We start from the raw sequence: 20,061 nt of genomic DNA, 5'->3' as shown, positions 1-20,061 counted from the left end.
CGTGATTCCCGCGAGATTTCCCGTGATTTCCGCTGAATTGACAGCGCACGGTCTTTTTATTTTGCAACGCAGCAACTATCTGGTTTGGCTGAACGTTGAACGTCGCCCACCAGGAAGTTGCCGTGTCGCTTGCCAAAAATGTTGATCTGTTGAGACGTCTGCCCAGGCTGGACGGTCTGCGCTTTGCCGGGCTTGGGCGCGGCGCGGATGTGTCAAGTCCGTTGCAGGAGGTTACCGGCTTCGGCGGCAATCCCGGTGGCTTACGCATGTTCGCATTCGTGCCGGCGCAGTTGCAGAAGCCGCGCGCGCTGGTCGTCGTGCTGCACGGCTGCGGGCAGACAGCAGCAGCCTATGATCTCGGCGCCGGCTGGTCGACGCTGGCTCAGCACTATGGCTTCGCGCTGTTGATGCCCGAGCAGCAGCGCATCAACAACGGCAACACCTGCTTCAACTGGTTCAACCCGGAAGACACGGCGCGAGGCAGCGGCGAGGCGTACTCGATCCGCGAGATGATCGCACATATGATCCGGGCACACCGCATCGATCCCGGGCGCGTCTTCATCACCGGCCTGTCCGCCGGTGGCGGCATGACCTCGGTCATGCTCGCGACCTATCCGGAAGTCTTCGCGGCCGGCGCGGTCATTGCGGGACTACCCTATGGCATCGCCACCAACCTGCGCGAGGCGCTCGACGGCATGTTTCATTCCCCGGCGCGTCCGGCGCGCGAGCTCGGCGATCTCGTGCGTAACGCCTCAGATCATCGCGGTGCCTGGCCGAAAATGTCGGTGTGGCACGGCAGTGCCGACCGCACCGTCAATCCCGGCAATGCCAACGAGATCGTCAAGCAGTGGCTCGATCTGCACGATTTGCCGGAAGCGCCGATGGCGGAGACCATCGTTGACGGCTATCCGCGCCAGGCCTGGTGGGGCAAGGACGGCGAGACGTTGGTGGAATCCTACGCCATCACCGACATGGCGCATGGCACGCCGCTTGGCCTTGCCGATAACGATCAGCGCTATGGCGTCGAAGGCTCCTTCCTGATCGAGGCCGGGATCTCCTCGTCCTACCACATCGCAAAGTTCTTCGGCCTCACCGACTGGATCGCAGACGCTGCAAAGGCGGAAGCCAAGCCGGCAGCGAAGCCTGTAGCAAAGCCGGTGCTCTCGCCCGCGCCGCATCTCGCCCGCTCGATCCGCGCGTCGGTCGCCGAACAGCCGGCCGAGCCGAAGCGCGAGCAGGCCCGTAGCTTCGATCTCGGCCAGATCATCACGCGGGCGCTGACCGCCGCGGGATTGATGAAGTAACCACCGCCGTCGTCCCCGCGAACGCAGGGACCCATACCGCGGAATCTATCGATCGGCGCCGGTAGAAGTACCGAACACCGAGTTCCCATACTCACCGCTCCCTGTGGTTATGGGTCCCTGCGTTCGCAGGGACGACAGCTGAGTTTGCGGCTACGCCGTCTGGCCGATCCATTCGATCGGCGTTGCCGTCACCTCGCCGCCGGAGACTTGTCGTGTCATCGCCGAATAGGCCTTGAAGAAGTCGCGCGATTGCAGCGTCTTCTGCGCATCCTCGTCGGCGACGCTGGCGAGATGGAAGTAGTGGCCGTCGTCGCGATTCTTCAGGACGCGATAGCCGATCCGCCCTTTCAGCTCCGGATCGCTGTCGATCGCCTTGATGAAGCGGCCGATCTCCTGGTGCCAGGCCTCTGTGGCGCCGTCCTTGAATTCGTATTTGATCATGAAGTGCTTCATGTGACGCTCCCTGTTCGACTTGTGCGTCATCATCTGCGCCTTGTGGGCGCTGCCGCAAGTATGGACAAAATTGATAGTATGGACTTTTTCTTCGTTGCTCTTATCCTGCCGCAGGCTGATTGCGCGTGGAGCAGACGACATGGCAAAGGCGAATCCGGCGCGCAGCTGTCCGGTTGCGGCCTTTCAGAAGATGATCAGCGGCAAGTACAAGCTGCGCATCGTTTGGGACCTCAAGGACGGCCCGCGCCGCTATGGCGAGATCCGAAGCGGCCTTCTGCGCGGTGCCAACGGCAGCGCGGAGATCACGCCGCGCGTGCTCAGCCGCGAACTGAAGGCGCTCACGGCGAGCGGCCTGATCGACCGCAAGGACTTCGGCGAGGTGCCGCCGAAGGTCGAGTATCGCCTCACCCGCAAAGGCAAGAGCTTCGTGCCCGTCGTCGCGGCAATCCGTGAATGGGGCGAACGTCACCTCAGCGAGACGGCCGCGCTCGCGGACGCGGCAGAATAAATCTCACATCTCGCCGGTGATGAACGGATTGGTCATCCGCTCCTGGCCGATGCTCGAGCCTGCGCCGTGGCCGCAGATGAAGCCGACGTCGTCGCCGAGCGGCAGTAGTTTAGTCTTGATCGAGTTGATCAGCGTGGCGTGACTGCCGCCGGGCAAATCGGTGCGTCCGACCGAGCCCGCGAACAGGACGTCGCCGACATGGGCAAAGCGCAGCTCCTTGTTGAAGAACACCACGCTGCCCGGCGAGTGGCCGGGGCAGTGGAAAATGTCGAACGCGAGGTCGCCGATCGACACGGTGTCGCCCTCGTTGAGCCAGCGGTCGGGCGCAAAGTTGCGCACCCCCGTCATGCCGAAGCGCGCGCCGCTTTCGACCACGTTGTCGAGCAGGAATTTGTCCGCTTCATGCGGCCCCTCGATCGGCACTTTCAGCGCATCGCGCAAATCTGCTGCGCCGCCGACATGGTCGATATGGCCGTGGGTCAGCCAAATCTTCTCGACGGTGACCCCGGTCTGCTTGATCGCGTCCAGGATCTTCGGCACGTCCCCGCCGGGATCGATCGCCACGGCCTTCTTGGAGGGCTCGTCCCAGATGATGGTGCAGTTCTGCTCGAACAGCGTCACGGGGACGATGATCGCGCCGGCCTTGGCTTTGGTGTCATTTTGCTCGGTCATGGCGCCAGAATGCCGATTTTTGCCAGGCCGCCAAGCAAAAGATTCGTCACGGCTCCCGGGAACAATAGTCACACGGCTGTCCCAATTGGCCTGCCAATCTGAACCGGAACGGTGTTGTCGCGTTCTCCCGCGCAAGATGCAGATTTTGGGTGGTCTCCCCGCATGGCTCAAAGCAACGAAAATTGGTGGCGCGACGGCATCTTCTATCAGATCTACCCGCGCTCGTTTCAGGATTCGAACGGTGACGGCGTCGGCGATCTCGCCGGCATCTTGCGGCGGCTGCCTTATGTGAAATCGCTCGGTGTCGATGCGATCTGGCTGTCGCCGATCTTCCCGTCGCCGATGGCCGATTTCGGCTACGACATCTCCGACTATACCGGCATCGAGCCGCTGTTCGGCACGATGGAAGATTTCGATGCGCTGATCGCGGCTGTCCATGACAACGGCCTGAAGTTGATCCTCGATCTCGTGCCCAACCACACCTCCGACCAGCATCCCTGGTTCGTCGAAAGCCGCGCCTCGCGCGACAATCCCAAGCGCGACTGGTACATCTGGCGCGATCCCGCGCATGACGGAGGCGTGCCGAACAATTGGCTGTCCGAGTTCGGCGGCAGCGCGTGGCAGTTCGACGAGACCACGGGTCAATATTATTACCACGCCTTCCTCGCCCAGCAGCCGGACCTGAACTGGCGCAATCCGGATGTCCGCAACGCCATTTACGACGTGATGCGGTTCTGGCTGGAGAAGGGCGTCGACGGCTTTCGCGTCGACGTGATCTGGCACCTCGTCAAGGACGCCGAATTCCGCGACAATCCGCCCAATCCGCATTACGTCGAGGGCCGGCCGCCGAACGAAAGAATCTTGACGCAATATTCCACCGACCAGCCGGAGGTGCATGACGTCATCGCCGAAATGCGCCGCGTCACCGATGCGTATCGCGCGCGCGTTCTGATCGGCGAGATCTATCTGCCGCTGAACCGTCTCATGGCCTATTACGGCAACGACCTCACCGGCGCGCAGATGCCGTTCAACTTCGCGCTGCTCTCGACGTTCTGGAGCGCGCGCTCGATCGAGAAGATCATCGAGGATTACGAGAAGGCGCTGCCGCGCGGCGCCTGGCCGAACTGGGTGCTCGGCAATCACGATCGTCCGCGGGTTGCCAGCCGCGTCGGGACGGAGCAGGCCCGCGTCGCCGCCATGCTGCTGCTGACGCTGCGCGGCACGCCGACGCTCTATTACGGCGACGAAATCGGCATGCACCAGGTGGCCATTGCGCCCGAGGATGTCCGCGATCCCTTCGAGAAGAACGTGCCCGGCATCGGAGTAGGTCGCGACGGCTGCCGCACGCCGATGCAATGGGATGCGACCGAATTCGCAGGCTTCTCCGCCGTGCGGCCATGGCTGCCGCTGCCGGAGCATTATGTGCGCGACAATGTCGTCAATCTCGATGCCGATGCGCACTCGATCCTCAGTCTCTACAAACGCCTGATCGGCTTTCGCAAGAGCTGTCCGCCGCTGATCGCCGGCGAATATCATCCGATCGCCGCGCAAGGCGATCTCCTTATCTATCGCCGCGAGGCCGGGGGCCGGGCGGTGATCGTGGCGCTCAATCTCGGCGCGGACCCGGTCACCGTGACGACGAGCGCAGTGCCTTTCGGCAGCAGGATCTTGCTGTCGACATTCCTGGATCGCGAGGGCGAGCAGATCGAAGGCGTGCTGGATCTGCGTGGCAATGAGGGCGTGGTAGTCGCGCCACCGTAAGATGGCGTCCCGGATCTGCGCGCGCTCGAGGCGCGCTTGGCCGGGACGACAGCGGTGGGCGTCGATACATCTACCCCGGATGCTTCTTTCCCCGCGCCGTATCGCCGTCGATATCGCTCCGCTTCAACAGATAATCCAGCCCGCCGACGCGGTACCAGCGATAGCCGTAGGGCTCCAGCACGACGCGGTGCTGGCCGCGCTTGTCGGCGTGGCTGTGGTCCTCGGCGAGCAGATTGATCAGGTGCGCGCCGGCCTCGCCCGGTAGCCCGACCGAGAACGCGATCTCGCGCGGCTTTTCGTCGAGATTGTGCACGAACAGCACCGAATTATTGCGCCAGTCGTAGCGCATGATGAACACGGCGGGATCGCGCACCGGAAGGATGACGAAATCGCCCCAGCCGACCTCCGGCACTTCCTTCCGCATGCGGACAATGCGCTCGGTCCAGTTCAGCATGGAATTGGGGTCGCGCCGCTGTTTGGCGACGTTGACGTGCGGATAGCCGTACGGTCCCTTGTCGATCACCGGGCAGGCCGGCCTGTCGCTCTTGGTGAAGCCGCCGTGCGGCTCGGTCGACCATTGCATCGGCGTGCGCGCGCAATTGCGCTCGGGCAGCGACAGATCATCACCCATCGCGATCTCGTCGCCGTAGCGGATCACCGGCGTTCCCGGCAGCGTGCACATCAGGCTGTAGGCGAGCTCGAGCCGCCGGCGGTCCCCGCCCAGCATCGGCGCGAGCCGGCGGCGGATGCCGCGGTCGTAGAGCTGCATGTCCTTGTCGGGGCCAAAGCTTTTGAACACTGTGTCGCGCTGCGCCTTGGTCAGGCGTCCCAGATCGAGTTCGTCGTGATTGCGCAGGAACAGGCCCCATTGCGCCGTGGCGGGGCGCGGCTTGGTCGCCTTCAGCGCTTTCGCCAGCGGGCGCGAATCGGCGGAGGCCAGCGCATAGAACAGATGCTGGTTGACGTGGAAGTTGAACATCATGTGCATGCGGTCGGCGTCGCGGCCAAAGTACTCCATGTCCGTTTTCGGCAGCACGTTGGCCTCGGCGAGGATGATGGCGTCGCCCTGCCGCCATTGCAGGAATTCGCGGAACGCGCGCAGCATGTCGTATTGCTCGACCGGGTTCTTCACCTTGGCGCCCTTGGTCGCGATGATAAAGGGCACCGCGTCCATGCGGAAACCGCAGACGCCGAGCTGGATCCAGAAGCCCATGATCTTGAGGATCTCGGCCTGAACATGCGGGTTCGAGGTGTTGAGATCGGGCTGGAAATCGTAGAAGCGGTGGAAGTAATAGGCTCCCGCTTCCTTGTCGCGCGTCCAGGTCGATTTCTGCACGCCGGGAAACACCATGCCCTTGTTGGCGCCGGCCGGCTTTGTGTCGGACCACACATACCAGTCGCGATAGGGCGAGGCCTTGTCGCGCCGCGCCTCCTTGAACCAGTGATGCTGGTCGGAGGTGTGATTGACGACGAGGTCGATGATGATGCGGATGCCGCGCTGCTTGCAGCCATGGGCGAACTCGACGAAATCGCCGAGCGTGCCGTAGCGGGGATCGACGCTGTAATAATCGGCGATGTCGTAGCCATCGTCGCGGCCCGGCGAGGTCTGGAACGGCATCAACCAGATCGTGGTGATGCCGAGGCCGTGCAGATAGTCGAGCCGGCGGAGCAGGCCCTTGAAATCGCCGACGCCGTCGCCGTTGGCGTCCATATAGGAGCCGACGGACAGGCAGTAGATCACGCCGTTCTTGTACCAGAGATCGTCGATCATGCGCGCGCCGCCTCGGTGGTTCCGCCGAGGTACGGCGGCTGCGTGATAAGTGCGTGGGGAAGGGGAGGTTCCGCGCTCCCGCATCCACGGTGTCGTCCCGGACAAGCGCGCCCCGATCCGGGACCTATAATCACAGGGAGCCGTTTTGCGCCGACTTGGAGTTGCCAGCTCGTGCCACAACTGCCTCCTGTGGCTATGGGTCCCGGATCTGCGCTGACGCTTGTCCGGGACGACAGTGGAGATTGAGGCTGCAGCTCGCCCCCATCGAACAGTGTCCGCCCCGAACGGAATCGGCTATCCTCCGGCCAATGGATAACACTGCCCGCATCAGCCTCGTTCCGCCGCCCGACCGCCGCCAATCCGAGACGGCGCTCGCGATCGCGCGCGGCACATCGCGCCTCTTAAGATCGCTCGGCTTTTCCTGCATCAGCGAATTGCCGCTACCCTCGGGCCGGCGCGCCGATCTGGTGGCGCTGAACGAACGCGGGGAGATCTGGATCGTCGAGATCAAATCGTCGGTGGAGGATCTGCGTGCCGACCAGAAATGGCACGAATACCGCGCTCATTGCGACCGGCTGTTCTTCGCCTTCACGCAGGACCTGCCGTGCGAGATCTTTCCTGAAGACACCGGCCTGATCGTCGCCGACGCCTACGGCGCGCACCTGCATTGCGAGGCGCCCGAGCACAAGCTTGCTGCCGCCACGCGCAAGCAGATGACGGTGCGGTTTGCAATGGCGGCGGCGCTTCGGATCAACCGCTTGGTCGATCCCCAGGGGCATGCGGAGTTTTGGGAGTAGCGGCAGTCTCGTGTCCCGGACGCGCTGCAGCGTGAAACGCTGCTGCGCAGAGCCGGGACCCAGGAAGCGGCAGCGCGAACTTAGGTATGGGCCCCGGCTCTGCAGCGCATCGTCGAAGAGACGCTGCGCTGCGTCCGGGGCACGAGCGCGGCAGAAACTTACCGCGGCGCGCGCTTGGCCAGAATGCGCTGCAGCGTGCGCCGGTGCATGTTGAGCCGGCGCGCCGTCTCGGAGACGTTGCGGTTGCACATCTCGTAAATGCGCTGGATGTGCTCCCAGCGCACGCGGTCAGCCGACATCGGGTTGGTCGGCAGCTCGGATTTCTCCGCGCTGGTCGACAATAGCGCCGCGACGACGTCGTCGGCATCCGCGGGCTTGGAGAGATAATCGATCGCGCCCATCTTCACCGCGGTGACGGCGGTGGCGATGTTGCCATAACCGGTCAGCACGATCGCGCGCGCATCCGGCCGCTTCTTCTTCAGCGCCGAGACCACGTCGAGGCCATTGCCGTCGCCGAGCCGCAGATCCACCACGGCGAAGGCGGGCGCCGCCTTGCCGATCTGCGCAAGACCGTCCGAGACCGTGTCACATGACGTCACCGCGAAGCCGCGCGTTTCCATGGCGCGCGACAGCCGCTCCAGAAACGGCTTGTCGTCCTCCACGATGAGCAGCGAGCGGTCGGTCTGTTCGTTCAGTTCGGCGATGGCGTTCAAGGTTTTGTCCTCTCTCCAACGCGTTGACATATGGCCTCGCAATCGGGCGGTGCCAAGGCCGCCGATAGTCGATCGGCCCTGTTGTGCGACGCAAGGTCGCGGCCTCAAGCGCGATGAATCGTCATCGCGCTTGCGATTCTTGTTTTCGGCATGATCCTGCCGGAAAACCGCTGAAGACTTTTCCGGATCATGCCCTATCCTATTGTTTCTTCGAAGGTCTCGATAGCCTCAAATCGTTGTCGCGGCCAAGTGATCTGGACCACGGCCCCGTATTCCGGAAAGGTCCGATTGGTAAACGAGACCTTGGCGCCGGTGCGCTCCAGCAGCGTGCGCGCGATGAACACGCCCAATCCGAGGCCGCGTCGTTCACCGCCGCCCTCGTCCATGGTTCGCCGCCGCGACAGATAGGGCTCACCGATCCGCTTCAGGATGTCGGGCGGAATGCCGGGGCCGTCGTCGGAGATCACGAGCTCGATCATGTCCTTGTTCCACCACGCATTCACCTCGACGGTGGTGCGGGCGAAATCGACCGCGTTCTCGACGATGTTCCCGACGCCGTACAGGATCGCCGGGTTGCGCGAGCCGACCGGCTCGGCGACGATGGCCACTGCAATGCGCACCTTGATCTCGACGCCGAAATCGCGGTGCGGGGCCACCACCTCCTCGATCAGCTCCGACAGCTTCATGCGGTCGAACGGCGCACCGGTGGAGGAGAGCTGGGTGATCTTGCTCAGGATGTCGCGACAGCGCTGAGTTTGCTCGCGCAGCGTCTTCAGGTCGGCGGCAAAACTGGCGTCCTTCACCGTCTTTTCCAGCTCGCGCGAGATCAGGAAGATCGTGGCGAGCGGCGTGCCGAGCTCGTGCGCGGCGGCCGCGGCAAGGCCGTCGAGCTGGGTCAGATGCTGCTCGCGCGTCAGCACCAGCTCGGTCGCCGCCAGGGCGTCCGCGAGCTTGCGCGCTTCTTCGGTCACCTGGAACGAGTAGAGGCTGGTGACGCCGATCGCGAGCACGATCGAGAGCCAGACGCCGACGAGATAGATCGGCGGCAGCACCAGCGGATCGTCGGAATCCCAGGGCAGCGGCAGGTGGAAGAAGAACAGCACCGAGGCGCAGGCGACCGCGAGCAGGCCGAGGCCGAAGGTGAAGCGCGCCGGCAGGGCCGTGGCCGAGATCAGCACCGGCGCGAGGAACAGGAACGAGAACGGGTTCTGCAAGCCGCCGGTGAAGTACAACAGACCGGCCAGTTCCACGATGTTCAGCGCGAGCAGGCCGGCCGCCTGCATCGGCTCCAGCCGCCGCATCGGGTTGGCCGCGGTCTGGAGCGCCAGATTCAGTGCCGCCGACAAGGCGATGATGCTGACGCAGGGGACGATCTCGACGTTGAATTCCAGCCCCTGCGCCACGATGAAGATCGCGGCGAGCTGGCCCAGCACCGCCAGCCAGCGCAGCCGCAAAATCGTGTCCAGGCGGATATGCCGCTGCGCGTGGCGGAAGTTGGAGGCGGCAATTTCGGTCATATCGGCCAATGTGGCGGTGCCTTCCAAGGTCACAAACGTTGGGCTCGCGGAACCACCGGATTACAAGCCTTGCGCTCCCTGCCGCAATAGCAGAAGAACGGTCAGCATGACCGAGAATGACAAGGCTTCAAGTCGGCCGACTGTCGCGGAGAGCAGCTCGCCCGCGGCGATCACGGTCGATCACCTCGTCAAGGTCTACAAGCAGACCCGCGCCGTCGACGATATCTCCTTTTCGCTGCCGCGCGGCAGCATCACCGGGCTTCTGGGCGGCAACGGTGCCGGCAAGACCACGACCATCGCGATGATCATGGGCCTGGTGCTGCCGACCTCCGGCCGCGTGCAGGTGCTGGGACATCGGATGCCCGAGGACAGCGCGGCGGTGCTGGGGCGGATGAATTTCGAGAGCCCCTATGTCGACATGCCGATGCGGCTCACGGTCCGACAGAACCTCACCGTGTTCGGCAAGCTCTATGCGGTGAAGAACCTCGCCGGTCGCATCAAAGAGCTCGCGGACGATCTCGATCTCGCCGACTTCCTCGATCGCGCCAACGGCAAGCTGTCCGCCGGGCAGAAGACCCGCGTCGCGCTTGCCAAAGCGCTGATCAACCAGCCCGAGCTCTTGCTCCTGGACGAGCCGACCGCCTCGCTCGACCCCGATACCGCGGACTGGGTACGGGCGCATCTGGAGCGCTATCGCAAGGAGAACAGCGCCACCATCCTTCTGGCTTCGCACAACATGCTCGAGGTCGAGCGACTCTGCGACCGCGTCATCATCATGAAGCGCGGCCGCATCGAGGACGACGACACGCCCGAGGCGATCATGGCGCGCTACAACCGCACCACGCTGGAGGAGGTGTTTCTCGACGTCGCGCGCGGCCGGGTGAACGGCGCGAAGGAGGCGGTGAGGTGAGAGGAGGCCGTCATTGTAGCCCGGGTGAGCGTAGCGATACCCGGGAACGCAGCGAGCAAAGACCCGGATGTCGCTTCGCTCATCCGGGCTATGCGGTGCTGCCATGACCGACATCTCCCTCCACCACGGCATCTCCGCTCACCGCATCGGCGCGATGATCCTGCGATACTGGTACCTGCTGCTGTCGTCCTGGCCGCGGCTGCTCGAGCTGTTGTATTGGCCGGCGCTGCAGGTCATCACCTGGGGCTTCATCCAGTATTACATCGCGCAGAACGCCAGCTTCTTCGCGCGCGCCGGCGGCACGCTGATCGGCGCCGTCATCCTCTGGGACATCCTGTTCCGCGGCCAGCTCGGCTTCTCCATCTCGTTTCTGGAAGAGATGTGGGCGCGCAACCTCGGCAACCTCATGATGAGCCCGCTGAAGCCGATCGAGTTTCTGCTGTCGCTGATGGTCATGAGCCTGATCCGGCTCGCGATCGGAATCATCCCGATGACGCTGCTGGCGCTGTTCCTGTTTCACTTCAACGTCTACGCGCTCGGCCTGCCGCTGATCGCGTTCTTCTGCAATCTGATCTTCACGAGCTGGTCGGTCGGCATCTTCGTCTCGGGCCTGGTGCTGCGAAACGGGCTCGGCGCCGAGAGCATCGTCTGGACCTTGATGTTCGTGATCATGCCGCTCGCCTGCATCTACTATCCCGTCAGCGTGCTGCCGATTTGGCTGCAATACGTCGCCTGGACGCTGCCGCCGACTTACGTATTCGAAGGAATGCGTGCGCTGCTGATCGAGAACACCTTCCGCACCGACCTGATGCTGGATGCACTGGCCATCAATTCAGTGCTTCTGGTTGCATCTTTTGGGGCATTCCTTGCCCTTTTGCGCAGCGCCAAAAAGCACGGCTCGCTGCTGTCGGCCGGCGAATAGCGTCACTTTCTCGTGGATTCAGGCTGGTTGAGCCGATTCCGCCACGTAGATGTACGGAACCATGCATTGACGCAATATTACGCATTCGGCAGTATGCTGCGATGCGAAGAGGAATATAGCGATGCCCATTGGTGAGTTTGGCGGCGCGCCGCCCCTGGCGGCTGAAGGCAGTCCGGTCCTGACGACGCCGATGTACTGGATGTACGAGATGGCGCACGCCTCCCTCAATCCGGCACGTGCGGTCACTGACGCCACCAAGCTGCTGTTTCAGAATCCGCTCAATCCGTGGGCGCGCACCGAAGTAGGCAAGTCGGTCGCCGCGGCGTGCGAATTGTTCGAGCGCACCACGCGCCGCTACGGCAAGCCGGAATGGGGTCTCAACGACACCGAGGTCAACGGCATCCGCGTCCCTGTCGAGATCCGCTCGGTCTGGGAAAAGCCGTTCTGCCGGCTGCTGTACTTCGATCGCAAGTTCGCGCGGCCCTTGCGCAGCCCGCAGCCGCGCGTGCTGATCGTGGCACCGATGTCCGGCCATTACGCGACGCTGCTGCGCGGCACGGTCGAAGCCTTCCTGCCCGCGCATGAGGTCTACATCACCGATTGGGCCGACGCCCGCATGGTGCCGCTCAGCGACGGCCGCTTCGATCTCGACGATTACATCGATTATGTCATCGAGATGCTGCATGTTCTCGGCGGCAACACCCACGTCATGGCGGTGTGCCAGCCCTCCGTGCCCGTCGTCGCCGCCGTCTCGATCATGGAAGCGCGGCGCGATCCGTTCGTGCCGACCTCGATGACACTGATGGGTGGCCCGATCGACACCCGCCGCAATCCGACCGCGGTGAACGACCTCGCCCAGGAGCGCGGCATCGACTGGTTCCGCAACCACGTCATCACCAAGGTGCCGTTCCCGCATCCGGGCATGATGCGTGACGTCTATCCGGGATTCCTGCAGCTCAACGGCTTCATCAGCATGAATCTCGACCGGCACATGGATGCGCACAAGCAGCTGTTCGCCCATCTGGTGAAGGGCGACGGCGACCTCGTCGACAAGCATCGCGAGTTCTACGACGAATACCTCGCCGTGATGGACCTCTCCGCCGAATATTACCTGCAGACGGTCGATACCGTGTTCGTGAAGCACTCGCTGCCGAAGGGCGAGATGACCCATCGCGGAACACGCGTCGATCCCTCCATGGTCACGCGCGTTGCGCTGATGACGGTGGAAGGCGAGAATGACGACATCTCCGGTCTCGGTCAGACCGAAGCAACGCATTCATTGTGCAGCTCGATCCCTGATCATCGCCGCGTTCATTACGTCCAGAAGGGCGTCGGACATTACGGCGTGTTCAACGGCTCGCGCTTCAAGTCGGAAATCGTGCCGCGAATCCACGACTTCATGGTTTCGGCTGCGAATCCGAGTTCATTGCAGGCTCGCGCTGCCGAATAAGCTTCGTTTTCGGCTTTCCCGTCGAAAATCCAGGCTTGGACCGAGGCTCCGGCGGGGTGAATTCCGGGTCGGATTCGCGGTATTTAGGTAGCTTTATAGGAGTGAGTCAGCACTCACCCCTTGGGGGTGCCGCATGCACTCAGCGAGGGAGAAAAAAGCTGGTTCCAACCCCAGTCTGTAGGGTCTCCCGGACGTCTGACCGCTGTATATTGGGCAAATGATTTGTTTTTGCGCCGAGCGCTTCCCATGGCGGCGGTTATGGCAGAATCCGGGCGCCCTCCTGCCCCCCGGACTGACAGACATGGCCACTCGCGCACTCCTTTATCGGCGGCCCCACGAACCAAAGACCCTCGTCATCACCCACGGATCGCAATTCTTTGCCATCCGATTGCGCCGGCATCGCCGCGCGCGCCGCTACACGCTCAGAATTCATCCGAGCGATCGCGAAGCCATTCTCACCATCCCGCCGCGCGGCACGCTCGCCGAAGCGAAAGACTTTGCGCAGCGTCACGGCGCGTGGATCGCGGCACGTCTCGGGCGCTTGCCGAAGGCCGCGCCGTTCCAGCCTGGCACGGTGATACCGCTCCGCGGCACGCCGCATCGCATCGTTCATCGTGCCGGCACGCGCGGCACGGTATGGACCGAAATGCGCGATAGCGGCGAACGCATCCTCTGCGTTGCCGGCGGGCTCGAACATGTCGATCGCCGCGTCAGCGACTTCCTCAAGCGCGAGGCGCGCCGCGATCTGCAGCGTTCGGCGGAAGCCCACGCCGCCGAGCTCGGTGTCAGGGTCAAGCGCCTTTCGATCCGCGATCAGTCCAGCCGCTGGGGCTCCTGCACCTCTGCCGGGTCGCTGTCGTTCTCCTGGCGCCTGATCCTCGCGCCGCCCTTCGTGCTCGACTATCTCGCCGCCCACGAGGTCGCCCATCTCGTCGAGATGAACCACTCGGCGCGGTTCTGGCGCGTCTGCGGCAAGGTGTGCCCGTCGATGGAGCGCGCCAAAAAGTGGCTCGATACCTACGGCAATGATCTGCATCGCTACGGGGTCGAGGATTAGGCCCTCGCTGCTAACGTCTTGAAAGGTGTCATCGCCCGGCTTGCCGCCTTCGCTGAAGCTTCGGCGCGCCGAGCGCAGGTGTGGGCCTCGGCGAAGCCTTGGCGGAGCCGGGACCGGGCGATCCAGTACGCCGAGACGGCACTGATTGAATCGAGAAGCCCCGGCGTACTGGATTCCCCGCTTTCGCGGGGAATGACAGCGGAGAGGAGCGGCTGGTGGTTAGGGAGGACTTGCCGAAGTGTTGCAGCTGGTGCAAGCCCGCGCTCCCGGCGTTTGTGCCGCCCGCGCAAGCCGTTGATTTTGTTATCGCCGGCTACTGTGCATGGGGTTGTTTTCGCATTTCTTGTCTTGAGGCCATGCGGACCTCAAGCCGCGCCTATCGGTTTCCGCCAAACAACCGGTCCATCAGCCAGCCATCGAGCCCTGCCGCAGCCTCCGGCCGCGCATTGGCGCGCGTCGGCGGCGGGCGATAGCCGCCATTGTTGACCGCTGCCGGTCCGGGCGTGACTGCTGCCGGCGCTGTCACCTGCGAGGCTGCCTGCGCGAGGTTCGACAGGCCCCAGCCGCCTGGTGCGCTCGGCAGGGCTGCCACCGGCACACCCTCGTGCGCCGTCTTCATGAAGCGCGACCAGACTTCCACGGGCAGGCCGCCACCGGTGGCCTTCTTGGTCGGCGAGTTGTCGTCGTTGCCGAGCCAGACGCCGGTGACGAGGTTCGCCGTGTAGCCGATGAACCAGGCATCGCGATAATCCTGGCTGGTGCCGGTCTTGCCGGCCGCGGGCCAGCCCGGGATCTCCGCCTTCTTGGCGGTGCCTGATATCAGCGTCTCTCGCATCATCGCATTCATCATGCCGACATAGCGGGGATCGATGACCGGATTACGCTCTTCCGGCTGGCGCATGTAGAGCAGCTTGCCGCTCAGCGTCCTGATCCGCGTCACGACATGCGGCGCCACCGCGAAGCCGCCATTGGCGAAGGGCGCGTAAGCGCCGACCAGCTCGACCACCGAGACTTCCGACGTGCCGAGCGCGATCGAGGCATTCGGCTCGAGCTTCGAGGAGATGCCGAGCCGGTGCGCGGTGCGCACCACGTTCTTCGGTCCGACCTCGAGGCCGAGGCGGATGGCGACGGTGTTGAGCGACATCGCCAGCGCCTGCGTCAGCGTCACCGCGCCGAAATATTCATGGGTGTAGTTCTCGGGTCTCCAGCCCTTGACCTCGATCGGCGCGTCCTGGCGCATCGTGTCAGGCGTCAGGCCCTGTTCCAGCGCCGTCAGATAGACGAACGGCTTGAACGAGGAGCCCGGTTGGCGTTTTGCCGTGACCGCGCGGTTGTACTGGCTCTCGGAATAGTTCCGCCCACCCACCATGGCGCGCACGGCGCCATCAGGCGTCATCGCCACCAGGGCGCCCTGGCTGACGTTGAACTTCACGCTCTTGGCCGCGAGCTCGTCGATGATGGCGGCTTCCGCCACGCCCTGCAGCTTCGGATCGATCGTGGTCTCGACCTTGATGCTCTCGTCGATCTGGCCGACCAGGTCGTCCAGGACCTCGCCGATCCAGTCGGCGACGTAGTTGACCGTGCCGGCGCCGGCCGGCTTCACATTGTAGGAGGGATGGCCGATCGAGGCCTTCGCCTGCGCGTCGGTGATGAAGTTTGCATCCGCCATCGCCGTGAGCACGATTTGCGCACGCGCTTCCGCGCCTTCGGGATTGCGGTTCGGCGCGAGGCGCGAGGGCGATTTGACGAGGCCGGCGAGCATCGCCGCTTCGGCGACCGTGACGTTCTTGGCCGACTTGCCGAAATATTTCTGCGCGGCGGCTTCGACGCCGTAGGCGCCGGAGCCGAAATAGACGCGGTTGAGATAGAGCTCCAGAATCTCGTTCTTGGAATGCTTGCGCTCCAGCCAGATCGCGAGCTCCGCCTCCTGCAGCTTGCGCTGCATGGTGCGCTCCTGGGTCAGGAACAGGTTTTTCGCGAGCTGCTGCGTCAGCGTCGAGCCGCCCTGCGACACGCCGCGGTGGAGAACGTTGGTGACGAGGGCGCGCAAAATGCCGACGGGATCGATGCCGAAATGCGAATAGAAGCGGCGATCCTCGATGGCGATGAACGCCTTTGGCAGATAAGGCGACAGGTCGTTCAGCGCGACATTGGCACCGGCCATCTCGCCGCGTTGCGCCAGCATGCTGCCGTCAACGCCGACGATCTGGATCGTCGGTGGCCGCTTGGGGATTTCCAGCGACTGGATCGGCGGCAGATGGGCGCCGACATAGATCACGACGCCGACCACGGCGATGACGCCCCACAAGCTCAGCACCGCGCCCCAGTAGACCAAGCGGCCCAGGCTGAACCCGCCGCGCGACTTCGACCGGCGTTTGGCACCGCTGCGGCCGGCCGGCGCCTTGCGCTCGCGCGGGGGCTCGTCGCCGGCATCGTCGCTCTTGCGCTTGCCGGATGATTTCGCAGATTTCTTCGGCTTGTCGTCGCCGCCGCCGGGAATGCGATCCGCCGCGGTCAGGCGCAGATCGGCGAGCGCTGCGGGCAAGCCGAACAGCGGCTCCTTCCGCCCACCCTTTTTCTTTCCCCACGCCATACGCACAACGCCCGGTCAGCCCGCCCCGCCGCACGCTAGCGGTCGCTGTTTAAGGCCCGGTTACCCCGGCGTTAACGCGTGATTAGGAGGTGGGGCATTCGCACCCCGCAGTTCCGCATTCTCGGCGGCAAAGCTAGGATCGTCGGCATAAAGAAGAGGGAGCGCACATGGGCCATATCGATCCGACCAAGGAGATCTTCGCGCAGTTCCGGGAGAACGACCGTCCCGGTCCGATCCACATGCTCAACCTGGTGCGGTTGCGTAAAGAAGCGGCCTATCCGGACGGACGCAAGGCGAGCGGCGCGGAAGCCTATGCCGCCTATGGCCGTGAGAGCGGCCCGGTGTTCGAGCGCCTCGGCGGCCGCATTGTCTGGCAGGGCAAGTTCGAGCTGATGCTGATCGGCCCGCAGGAGGAACGCTGGGACCATTGCTTCATCGCGGAATATCCGAGCGTCGCGGCTTTCGTCGAGATGATCCGCGATCCTGTTTACCGCGAGGCAGTGAAGCATCGCCAGGCGGCGGTGGAGGATTCCCGGCTGATCCGGCACGCAGTGCTGCCGGTGGGCAAGAACTTTGGCGAGATACCGACGTAGGGCGCATTCACGCGCCACTCTCTCCCCGTCATCCTGAGGTGCGAGTGGCGCGATGCATTGCATCGCGCCGGGGGGCCTCGAAGGATGCGCGGCCCCGATGCTTCTGCGCGGCGACCAGTCGGGCCGTCGCCCTTCGTGGGGCCGCCAAGGGGCGGCCGCCTCAGGGTGACGGTGATGAATCGGGCCAAGCTCTCAAAAAAATCGGCGGCCAGGAGGCCGCCGATCACATCGCGAACTTCAAGCAACCACTAACCCGCCGGACCCGCGTCCTCCAGGATCGGGCCGAACAGCTCCCAGCGCTCGCCGTTGAACTTCATCATCTGAAGCTGCTTGTTGACGCGGTAGTCGGTCGGCGAGGTGTTGGCCTTGATGCCGGGCAGGGACAGGTCGAGCTCCACGTCCTTCAGGCTGGTGGCGACCTTCATGACGTTCTCGCGGGTGAGGTTGTCGCCGCATTTCTGCAGCACGTAAGCCATCAACTGGGAGGTCGAGTAGCCGTAGCTGTTGAAGCTCGAGTCCTTGTCGCCGTCCGGATAATACTTGGCCATGAACTCGAAATATTTCTTCATGCCTGGATCGTCCTTCCAGGTCGGATCGAGCGGATCCTTGCCATAGTTGACGCTGATCACGCCCTTGGACGCTTCAAGTCCTGCGGGCTTCATCACGGCACCGACCGACGTGGCGTTGATGTCGAGAATGTGCACGGGATGCCAGTCGAGCTCGGCGATCTTCTTGATCGCCTGCGCAGCCTGTTTCGGCGTCGTGGCACTGAAGAACAAATCCGCGCCTGCCGACTTGATCTTGAGGATCTGCGAATCGATGGTGGGATCGGAGACCTCGTATGAAGCTTCCGCGACGATCATGCTGGCGGCCTTGTCTCCAAGCCCGGCCTTGATGCCGTTCAGATAGTCTTTGCCGAGATCGTCGTTCTGGTAGAGGACGCCGACTTTGGCGTTCGGATGGTTCTTGATGATGTACTGGCCGTAGATGCGGCCCTCGACGAAGTAGTTGGGATTGAAGCCCATCGTCCAGGGGAAGTTCTTGGGGTCGGTGAATTTCGAGGCGCCGGTGGCCGCGAACAGTTGCGGCACTTTCTTGGCGTTGAGATATTTCTGCACGGCAGCGTTCGAGGGGGTGCCGAGAAGCTGGAAGGTGAGCAGCACCTCGTCGCTCTCGACGAGCTTGCGCACCTGCTCCACGGCCTTCGGCGGCGAATAGGCGTCGTCGTACTGGATCAGGTTGATCTTACGGCCATTGATGCCGCCCTGATCGTTGATCATCTTGAAATAGGCGGCCTGCGTCTTGCCGATCGTGGCATAAGCGGAGGCGGGGCCGCTGAACGGATTGGTCTGGCCGATCTTGATTTCGGTGTCCGACGCGCCGGGATCATATTTCTTCTGGGCATTGGCCGCTGAAATCGACAGCGCCAGAGTCAGCGCCGTGGCCATGGCCAGATGCAGTTTTCCATTCCTCATTCGCAATTCCCTCAATCTGTTATTGCCGATGATCTGTCGGACACATTGTGCGTCCGATGCCATCGCTGAGGGCGAGTGTGGAGGAACGTGTGTTGCGATGCAAGGTGGGCGTTCGTAGGGTGGGTTACGACCAGCGGTTTGCGTTTTGCGCAATCCGCTGCGCTAACCCACCCAACGCATTCGCTAGCCCGACGGTCCGGTGTCTTCGATGATCGGTCCGAACAGCTCCCAGCGTTCGCCGTTGAACTTCATCATCTGCATCTGCTTGTTGACGCGGAAGTCGTTCGGCCCGGTGTTGATCTTGATGCCGGGCAGCGCGAAGCTCGGCGTGAAGTCCTTGATGTTGGCGACCTGCTTCATGACGTTCTCACGCGTCAGGTCGTCGCCGCATTGCTTCAGAACCTGCACCAACAACTCCGCCACCGAATAGGCATAGGTGTTGACGGTGTTGAGCTTGTCGCCTTCCGGAAAATACTTGTCCATGAAAGCGAAGAAGGCCTTCACGCCGGGATCGTCCTTCCACTGGGGATCGCTGGGCTCCTTGCCATATTGGGTCGAGATGATGCCCTTGGAGATGTCGAGGCCGGCCGGCTTCAGCGTCGCCGAGATCGGGCTCGCATTAATGTCGAGGATGTGCACCGGCGTCCAGCCGAGGTCGGCAAGCTTCTTGATCGCCTGTGCCGCGAATTTCGGCGTCGAGGCATCGAAGAACACGTCGACACCCATCGACTTCAGCTTGACCACCTGGGAGTCGACGGTCGGGTCGGTGACCTCGTAGGAGACCTCGCCGACGACCATGCTGGCGGCCTTGTCGCCGAGGCCGCTCTTGAGGCCCGCGAGATAGTCGCGGCCCATGTCGTCATTCTGGTAGAGCACGCCGATCTTGGCGTTCGGATGCTGCTTGAGAATGTATTTGGCGTAGATGCGTCCCTCGGACACGTAGTTGGGATTGTAGGCGATGGTCCAGGGATAGTTCTGAGGATCGTTGAAGCGGGCCGCCCCGGTCGAAGCCAGCAACTGGGGCACCTTCTTGCCGTTGAGATATTTTTGCACGGCGGCATTGGCCGCGGTGCCGATCAGCTGGAACGTGAACAGCACCTCGTCGCCCTCGACGAGCTTGCGCACCTGCTCGACCGTCTTCGGCGGCGAGTAAGCGTCGTCATATTGGATCAGGTTGATCTTGCGGCCGTTGATGCCGCCCTGATCGTTGATCATCTTGAAATAGGCGGCCTGGGTCTTGCCGATATTGGCGTAGACGGAATAGGGCCCGGAGAACGGCACGGTCTGGCCGATCTTGATCTCGGTGTCACTCGCTCCGGTGTCGTATTTCTTCTGGGCGAGAGCTTGACTTACGAAGGCTTGGCTCGCGGAGAACGCGAAGGCGAGCGCCATCGTAGCAGTTAGGAAGCCTCTGCGATTGTTCATATTGGTTGTTCCTCCTGACGGAATTTTCGGCCGACGGTCTTTTCCGTTGATTGCAACGGTCGCCATCGCTGCCGAAGATTGTGGAGGAAGGCTCGGCGCCGCGCAAGGATCGCGGCGCTGCGCCGTAGCGTCTCAGGCCA

The 20,061-nt window shown here is 63.3% G+C and carries 17 protein-coding genes; 9 read left to right on the top strand and 8 right to left on the bottom strand.

The features are described 5' to 3' along the window. The first annotated feature begins 122 nt into the window (after positions 1-122). Entirely contained in the window at positions 123-1,304 is a 1,182-nt protein-coding gene (locus tag XH84_RS18900; protein ID WP_128922773.1) for an extracellular catalytic domain type 1 short-chain-length polyhydroxyalkanoate depolymerase, read from the top strand. A 150-nt stretch (positions 1,305-1,454) separates the two neighbouring features. On the opposite strand, the gene XH84_RS18895 is transcribed toward XH84_RS18900, so the two are convergent. Continuing rightward, on the bottom strand, positions 1,455-1,757 hold the full coding sequence (locus XH84_RS18895) for a hypothetical protein (RefSeq protein WP_245471765.1): 303 nt from the start codon (positions 1,755-1,757) through the stop codon (positions 1,455-1,457). Positions 1,758-1,896: 139 nt separating this feature from the next. Here XH84_RS18895 and XH84_RS18890 point away from each other — a divergent pair, with 139 nt between their 5' ends. Then, positions 1,897-2,265 (top strand): winged helix-turn-helix transcriptional regulator, encoded by a 369-nt coding sequence (locus XH84_RS18890; RefSeq protein ID WP_128922775.1) that lies wholly within the window; start codon positions 1,897-1,899, stop codon positions 2,263-2,265. 3 nt (positions 2,266-2,268) lie between these two features. On the opposite strand, the gene XH84_RS18885 is transcribed toward XH84_RS18890, so the two are convergent. Then, positions 2,269-2,937 (bottom strand): MBL fold metallo-hydrolase, encoded by a 669-nt coding sequence (locus tag XH84_RS18885; protein WP_128922776.1) that lies wholly within the window; start codon positions 2,935-2,937, stop codon positions 2,269-2,271. A gap of 162 nt (positions 2,938-3,099) precedes the next feature. Between XH84_RS18885 and XH84_RS18880 the strand changes: the two genes are divergently transcribed. Further along, positions 3,100-4,698, top strand: coding sequence for an alpha-amylase family glycosyl hydrolase (locus XH84_RS18880; RefSeq protein ID WP_128922777.1), 1,599 nt, complete (start codon positions 3,100-3,102; stop codon positions 4,696-4,698). A gap of 70 nt (positions 4,699-4,768) precedes the next feature. Here the strand turns inward: XH84_RS18880 and XH84_RS18875 are convergent, their stop codons facing one another. Beyond that, positions 4,769-6,469, bottom strand: a complete 1,701-nt coding sequence (locus XH84_RS18875) for an alpha-amylase family protein (protein WP_128922778.1) — start codon at positions 6,467-6,469, stop codon at positions 4,769-4,771. A gap of 308 nt (positions 6,470-6,777) precedes the next feature. Between XH84_RS18875 and XH84_RS18870 the strand changes: the two genes are divergently transcribed. Continuing rightward, entirely contained in the window at positions 6,778-7,266 is a 489-nt protein-coding gene (locus XH84_RS18870) for an MmcB family DNA repair protein (protein WP_128923010.1), read from the top strand. A gap of 158 nt (positions 7,267-7,424) precedes the next feature. Here the strand turns inward: XH84_RS18870 and XH84_RS18865 are convergent, their stop codons facing one another. Both XH84_RS18865 and XH84_RS18860 read right to left on the bottom strand, forming a co-directional pair. Further along, complete coding sequence (locus XH84_RS18865; RefSeq protein ID WP_008141807.1) at positions 7,425-7,979, bottom strand: ActR/PrrA/RegA family redox response regulator transcription factor; 555 nt, start codon at positions 7,977-7,979, stop codon at positions 7,425-7,427. A 194-nt stretch (positions 7,980-8,173) separates the two neighbouring features. Next, positions 8,174-9,496 carry an ActS/PrrB/RegB family redox-sensitive histidine kinase gene (locus tag XH84_RS18860; protein WP_128923011.1) on the bottom strand — a complete coding sequence of 441 codons (1,323 nt, stop codon included), beginning with the start codon at positions 9,494-9,496 and terminating at the stop codon, positions 8,174-8,176. A gap of 106 nt (positions 9,497-9,602) precedes the next feature. On the opposite strand from XH84_RS18860, the gene XH84_RS18855 reads away from it, so the two are divergent. The 4 genes from XH84_RS18855 (at position 9,603) to XH84_RS18840 (ending at position 13,835) form a co-directional block, all read left to right on the top strand. Further along, entirely contained in the window at positions 9,603-10,406 is an 804-nt protein-coding gene (locus tag XH84_RS18855) for an ABC transporter ATP-binding protein (RefSeq protein WP_128922780.1), read from the top strand. A gap of 103 nt (positions 10,407-10,509) precedes the next feature. Next, complete coding sequence (locus tag XH84_RS18850) at positions 10,510-11,328, top strand: ABC transporter permease (protein ID WP_128922781.1); 819 nt, start codon at positions 10,510-10,512, stop codon at positions 11,326-11,328. 121 nt (positions 11,329-11,449) lie between these two features. Further along, the gene (locus tag XH84_RS18845; protein ID WP_128922782.1) at positions 11,450-12,778 is read left to right on the top strand and encodes a polyhydroxyalkanoate depolymerase; all 1,329 of its coding nucleotides are present in this window, start codon (positions 11,450-11,452) and stop codon (positions 12,776-12,778) included. A 217-nt stretch (positions 12,779-12,995) separates the two neighbouring features. Then, on the top strand, positions 12,996-13,835 hold the full coding sequence (locus XH84_RS18840; RefSeq protein ID WP_128922783.1) for a M48 family metallopeptidase: 840 nt from the start codon (positions 12,996-12,998) through the stop codon (positions 13,833-13,835). 376 nt (positions 13,836-14,211) lie between these two features. Here XH84_RS18840 and XH84_RS18835 read toward each other — a convergent pair whose 3' ends face one another. Further along, positions 14,212-16,428 (bottom strand): transglycosylase domain-containing protein, encoded by a 2,217-nt coding sequence (locus tag XH84_RS18835; protein WP_128922785.1) that lies wholly within the window; start codon positions 16,426-16,428, stop codon positions 14,212-14,214. A gap of 167 nt (positions 16,429-16,595) precedes the next feature. Between XH84_RS18835 and XH84_RS18830 the strand changes: the two genes are divergently transcribed. Continuing rightward, positions 16,596-17,021, top strand: a complete 426-nt coding sequence (locus XH84_RS18830; RefSeq protein ID WP_025033272.1) for a DUF1330 domain-containing protein — start codon at positions 16,596-16,598, stop codon at positions 17,019-17,021. 248 nt (positions 17,022-17,269) lie between these two features. Here XH84_RS18830 and XH84_RS18825 read toward each other — a convergent pair whose 3' ends face one another. Together XH84_RS18825 and XH84_RS18820 are read right to left on the bottom strand one after the other, a co-directional pair. Then, positions 17,270-18,496: an ABC transporter substrate-binding protein gene (locus XH84_RS18825; RefSeq protein ID WP_164936666.1), complete on the bottom strand. Its 1,227-nt coding sequence runs from the start codon at positions 18,494-18,496 to the stop codon at positions 17,270-17,272. A gap of 183 nt (positions 18,497-18,679) precedes the next feature. Beyond that, positions 18,680-19,921, bottom strand: a complete 1,242-nt coding sequence (locus XH84_RS18820; protein WP_128922787.1) for an ABC transporter substrate-binding protein — start codon at positions 19,919-19,921, stop codon at positions 18,680-18,682. Positions 19,922-20,061 lie beyond the last annotated feature (140 nt).

This window comes from Bradyrhizobium nanningense, from assembly GCF_004114535.1.
GTDB classification, from domain to species: domain Bacteria; phylum Pseudomonadota; class Alphaproteobacteria; order Rhizobiales; family Xanthobacteraceae; genus Bradyrhizobium; species Bradyrhizobium nanningense.
This window is presented reverse-complemented; position numbering and strand designations above follow the sequence as displayed.

Coding starts and splice junctions, on each gene's coding strand:
- XH84_RS18895 (WP_245471765.1), bottom strand. CDS start 1,757: ATGAAGCACTTCATGATCAAATACGAATTCAAGGACGGCGCCACAGAG.
- XH84_RS18890 (WP_128922775.1), top strand. CDS start 1,897: ATGGCAAAGGCGAATCCGGCGCGCAGCTGTCCGGTTGCGGCCTTTCAG.
- XH84_RS18885 (WP_128922776.1), bottom strand. CDS start 2,937: ATGACCGAGCAAAATGACACCAAAGCCAAGGCCGGCGCGATCATCGTC.
- XH84_RS18880 (WP_128922777.1), top strand. CDS start 3,100: ATGGCTCAAAGCAACGAAAATTGGTGGCGCGACGGCATCTTCTATCAG.
- XH84_RS18875 (WP_128922778.1), bottom strand. CDS start 6,469: ATGATCGACGATCTCTGGTACAAGAACGGCGTGATCTACTGCCTGTCC.
- XH84_RS18870 (WP_128923010.1), top strand. CDS start 6,778: ATGGATAACACTGCCCGCATCAGCCTCGTTCCGCCGCCCGACCGCCGC.
- XH84_RS18860 (WP_128923011.1), bottom strand. CDS start 9,496: ATGACCGAAATTGCCGCCTCCAACTTCCGCCACGCGCAGCGGCATATC.
- XH84_RS18855 (WP_128922780.1), top strand. CDS start 9,603: ATGACCGAGAATGACAAGGCTTCAAGTCGGCCGACTGTCGCGGAGAGC.
- XH84_RS18850 (WP_128922781.1), top strand. CDS start 10,510: ATGACCGACATCTCCCTCCACCACGGCATCTCCGCTCACCGCATCGGC.
- XH84_RS18845 (WP_128922782.1), top strand. CDS start 11,450: ATGCCCATTGGTGAGTTTGGCGGCGCGCCGCCCCTGGCGGCTGAAGGC.
- XH84_RS18840 (WP_128922783.1), top strand. CDS start 12,996: ATGATTTGTTTTTGCGCCGAGCGCTTCCCATGGCGGCGGTTATGGCAG.
- XH84_RS18835 (WP_128922785.1), bottom strand. CDS start 16,428: ATGGCGTGGGGAAAGAAAAAGGGTGGGCGGAAGGAGCCGCTGTTCGGC.
- XH84_RS18830 (WP_025033272.1), top strand. CDS start 16,596: ATGGGCCATATCGATCCGACCAAGGAGATCTTCGCGCAGTTCCGGGAG.
- XH84_RS18825 (WP_164936666.1), bottom strand. CDS start 18,496: ATGAGGAATGGAAAACTGCATCTGGCCATGGCCACGGCGCTGACTCTG.
- XH84_RS18820 (WP_128922787.1), bottom strand. CDS start 19,921: ATGAACAATCGCAGAGGCTTCCTAACTGCTACGATGGCGCTCGCCTTC.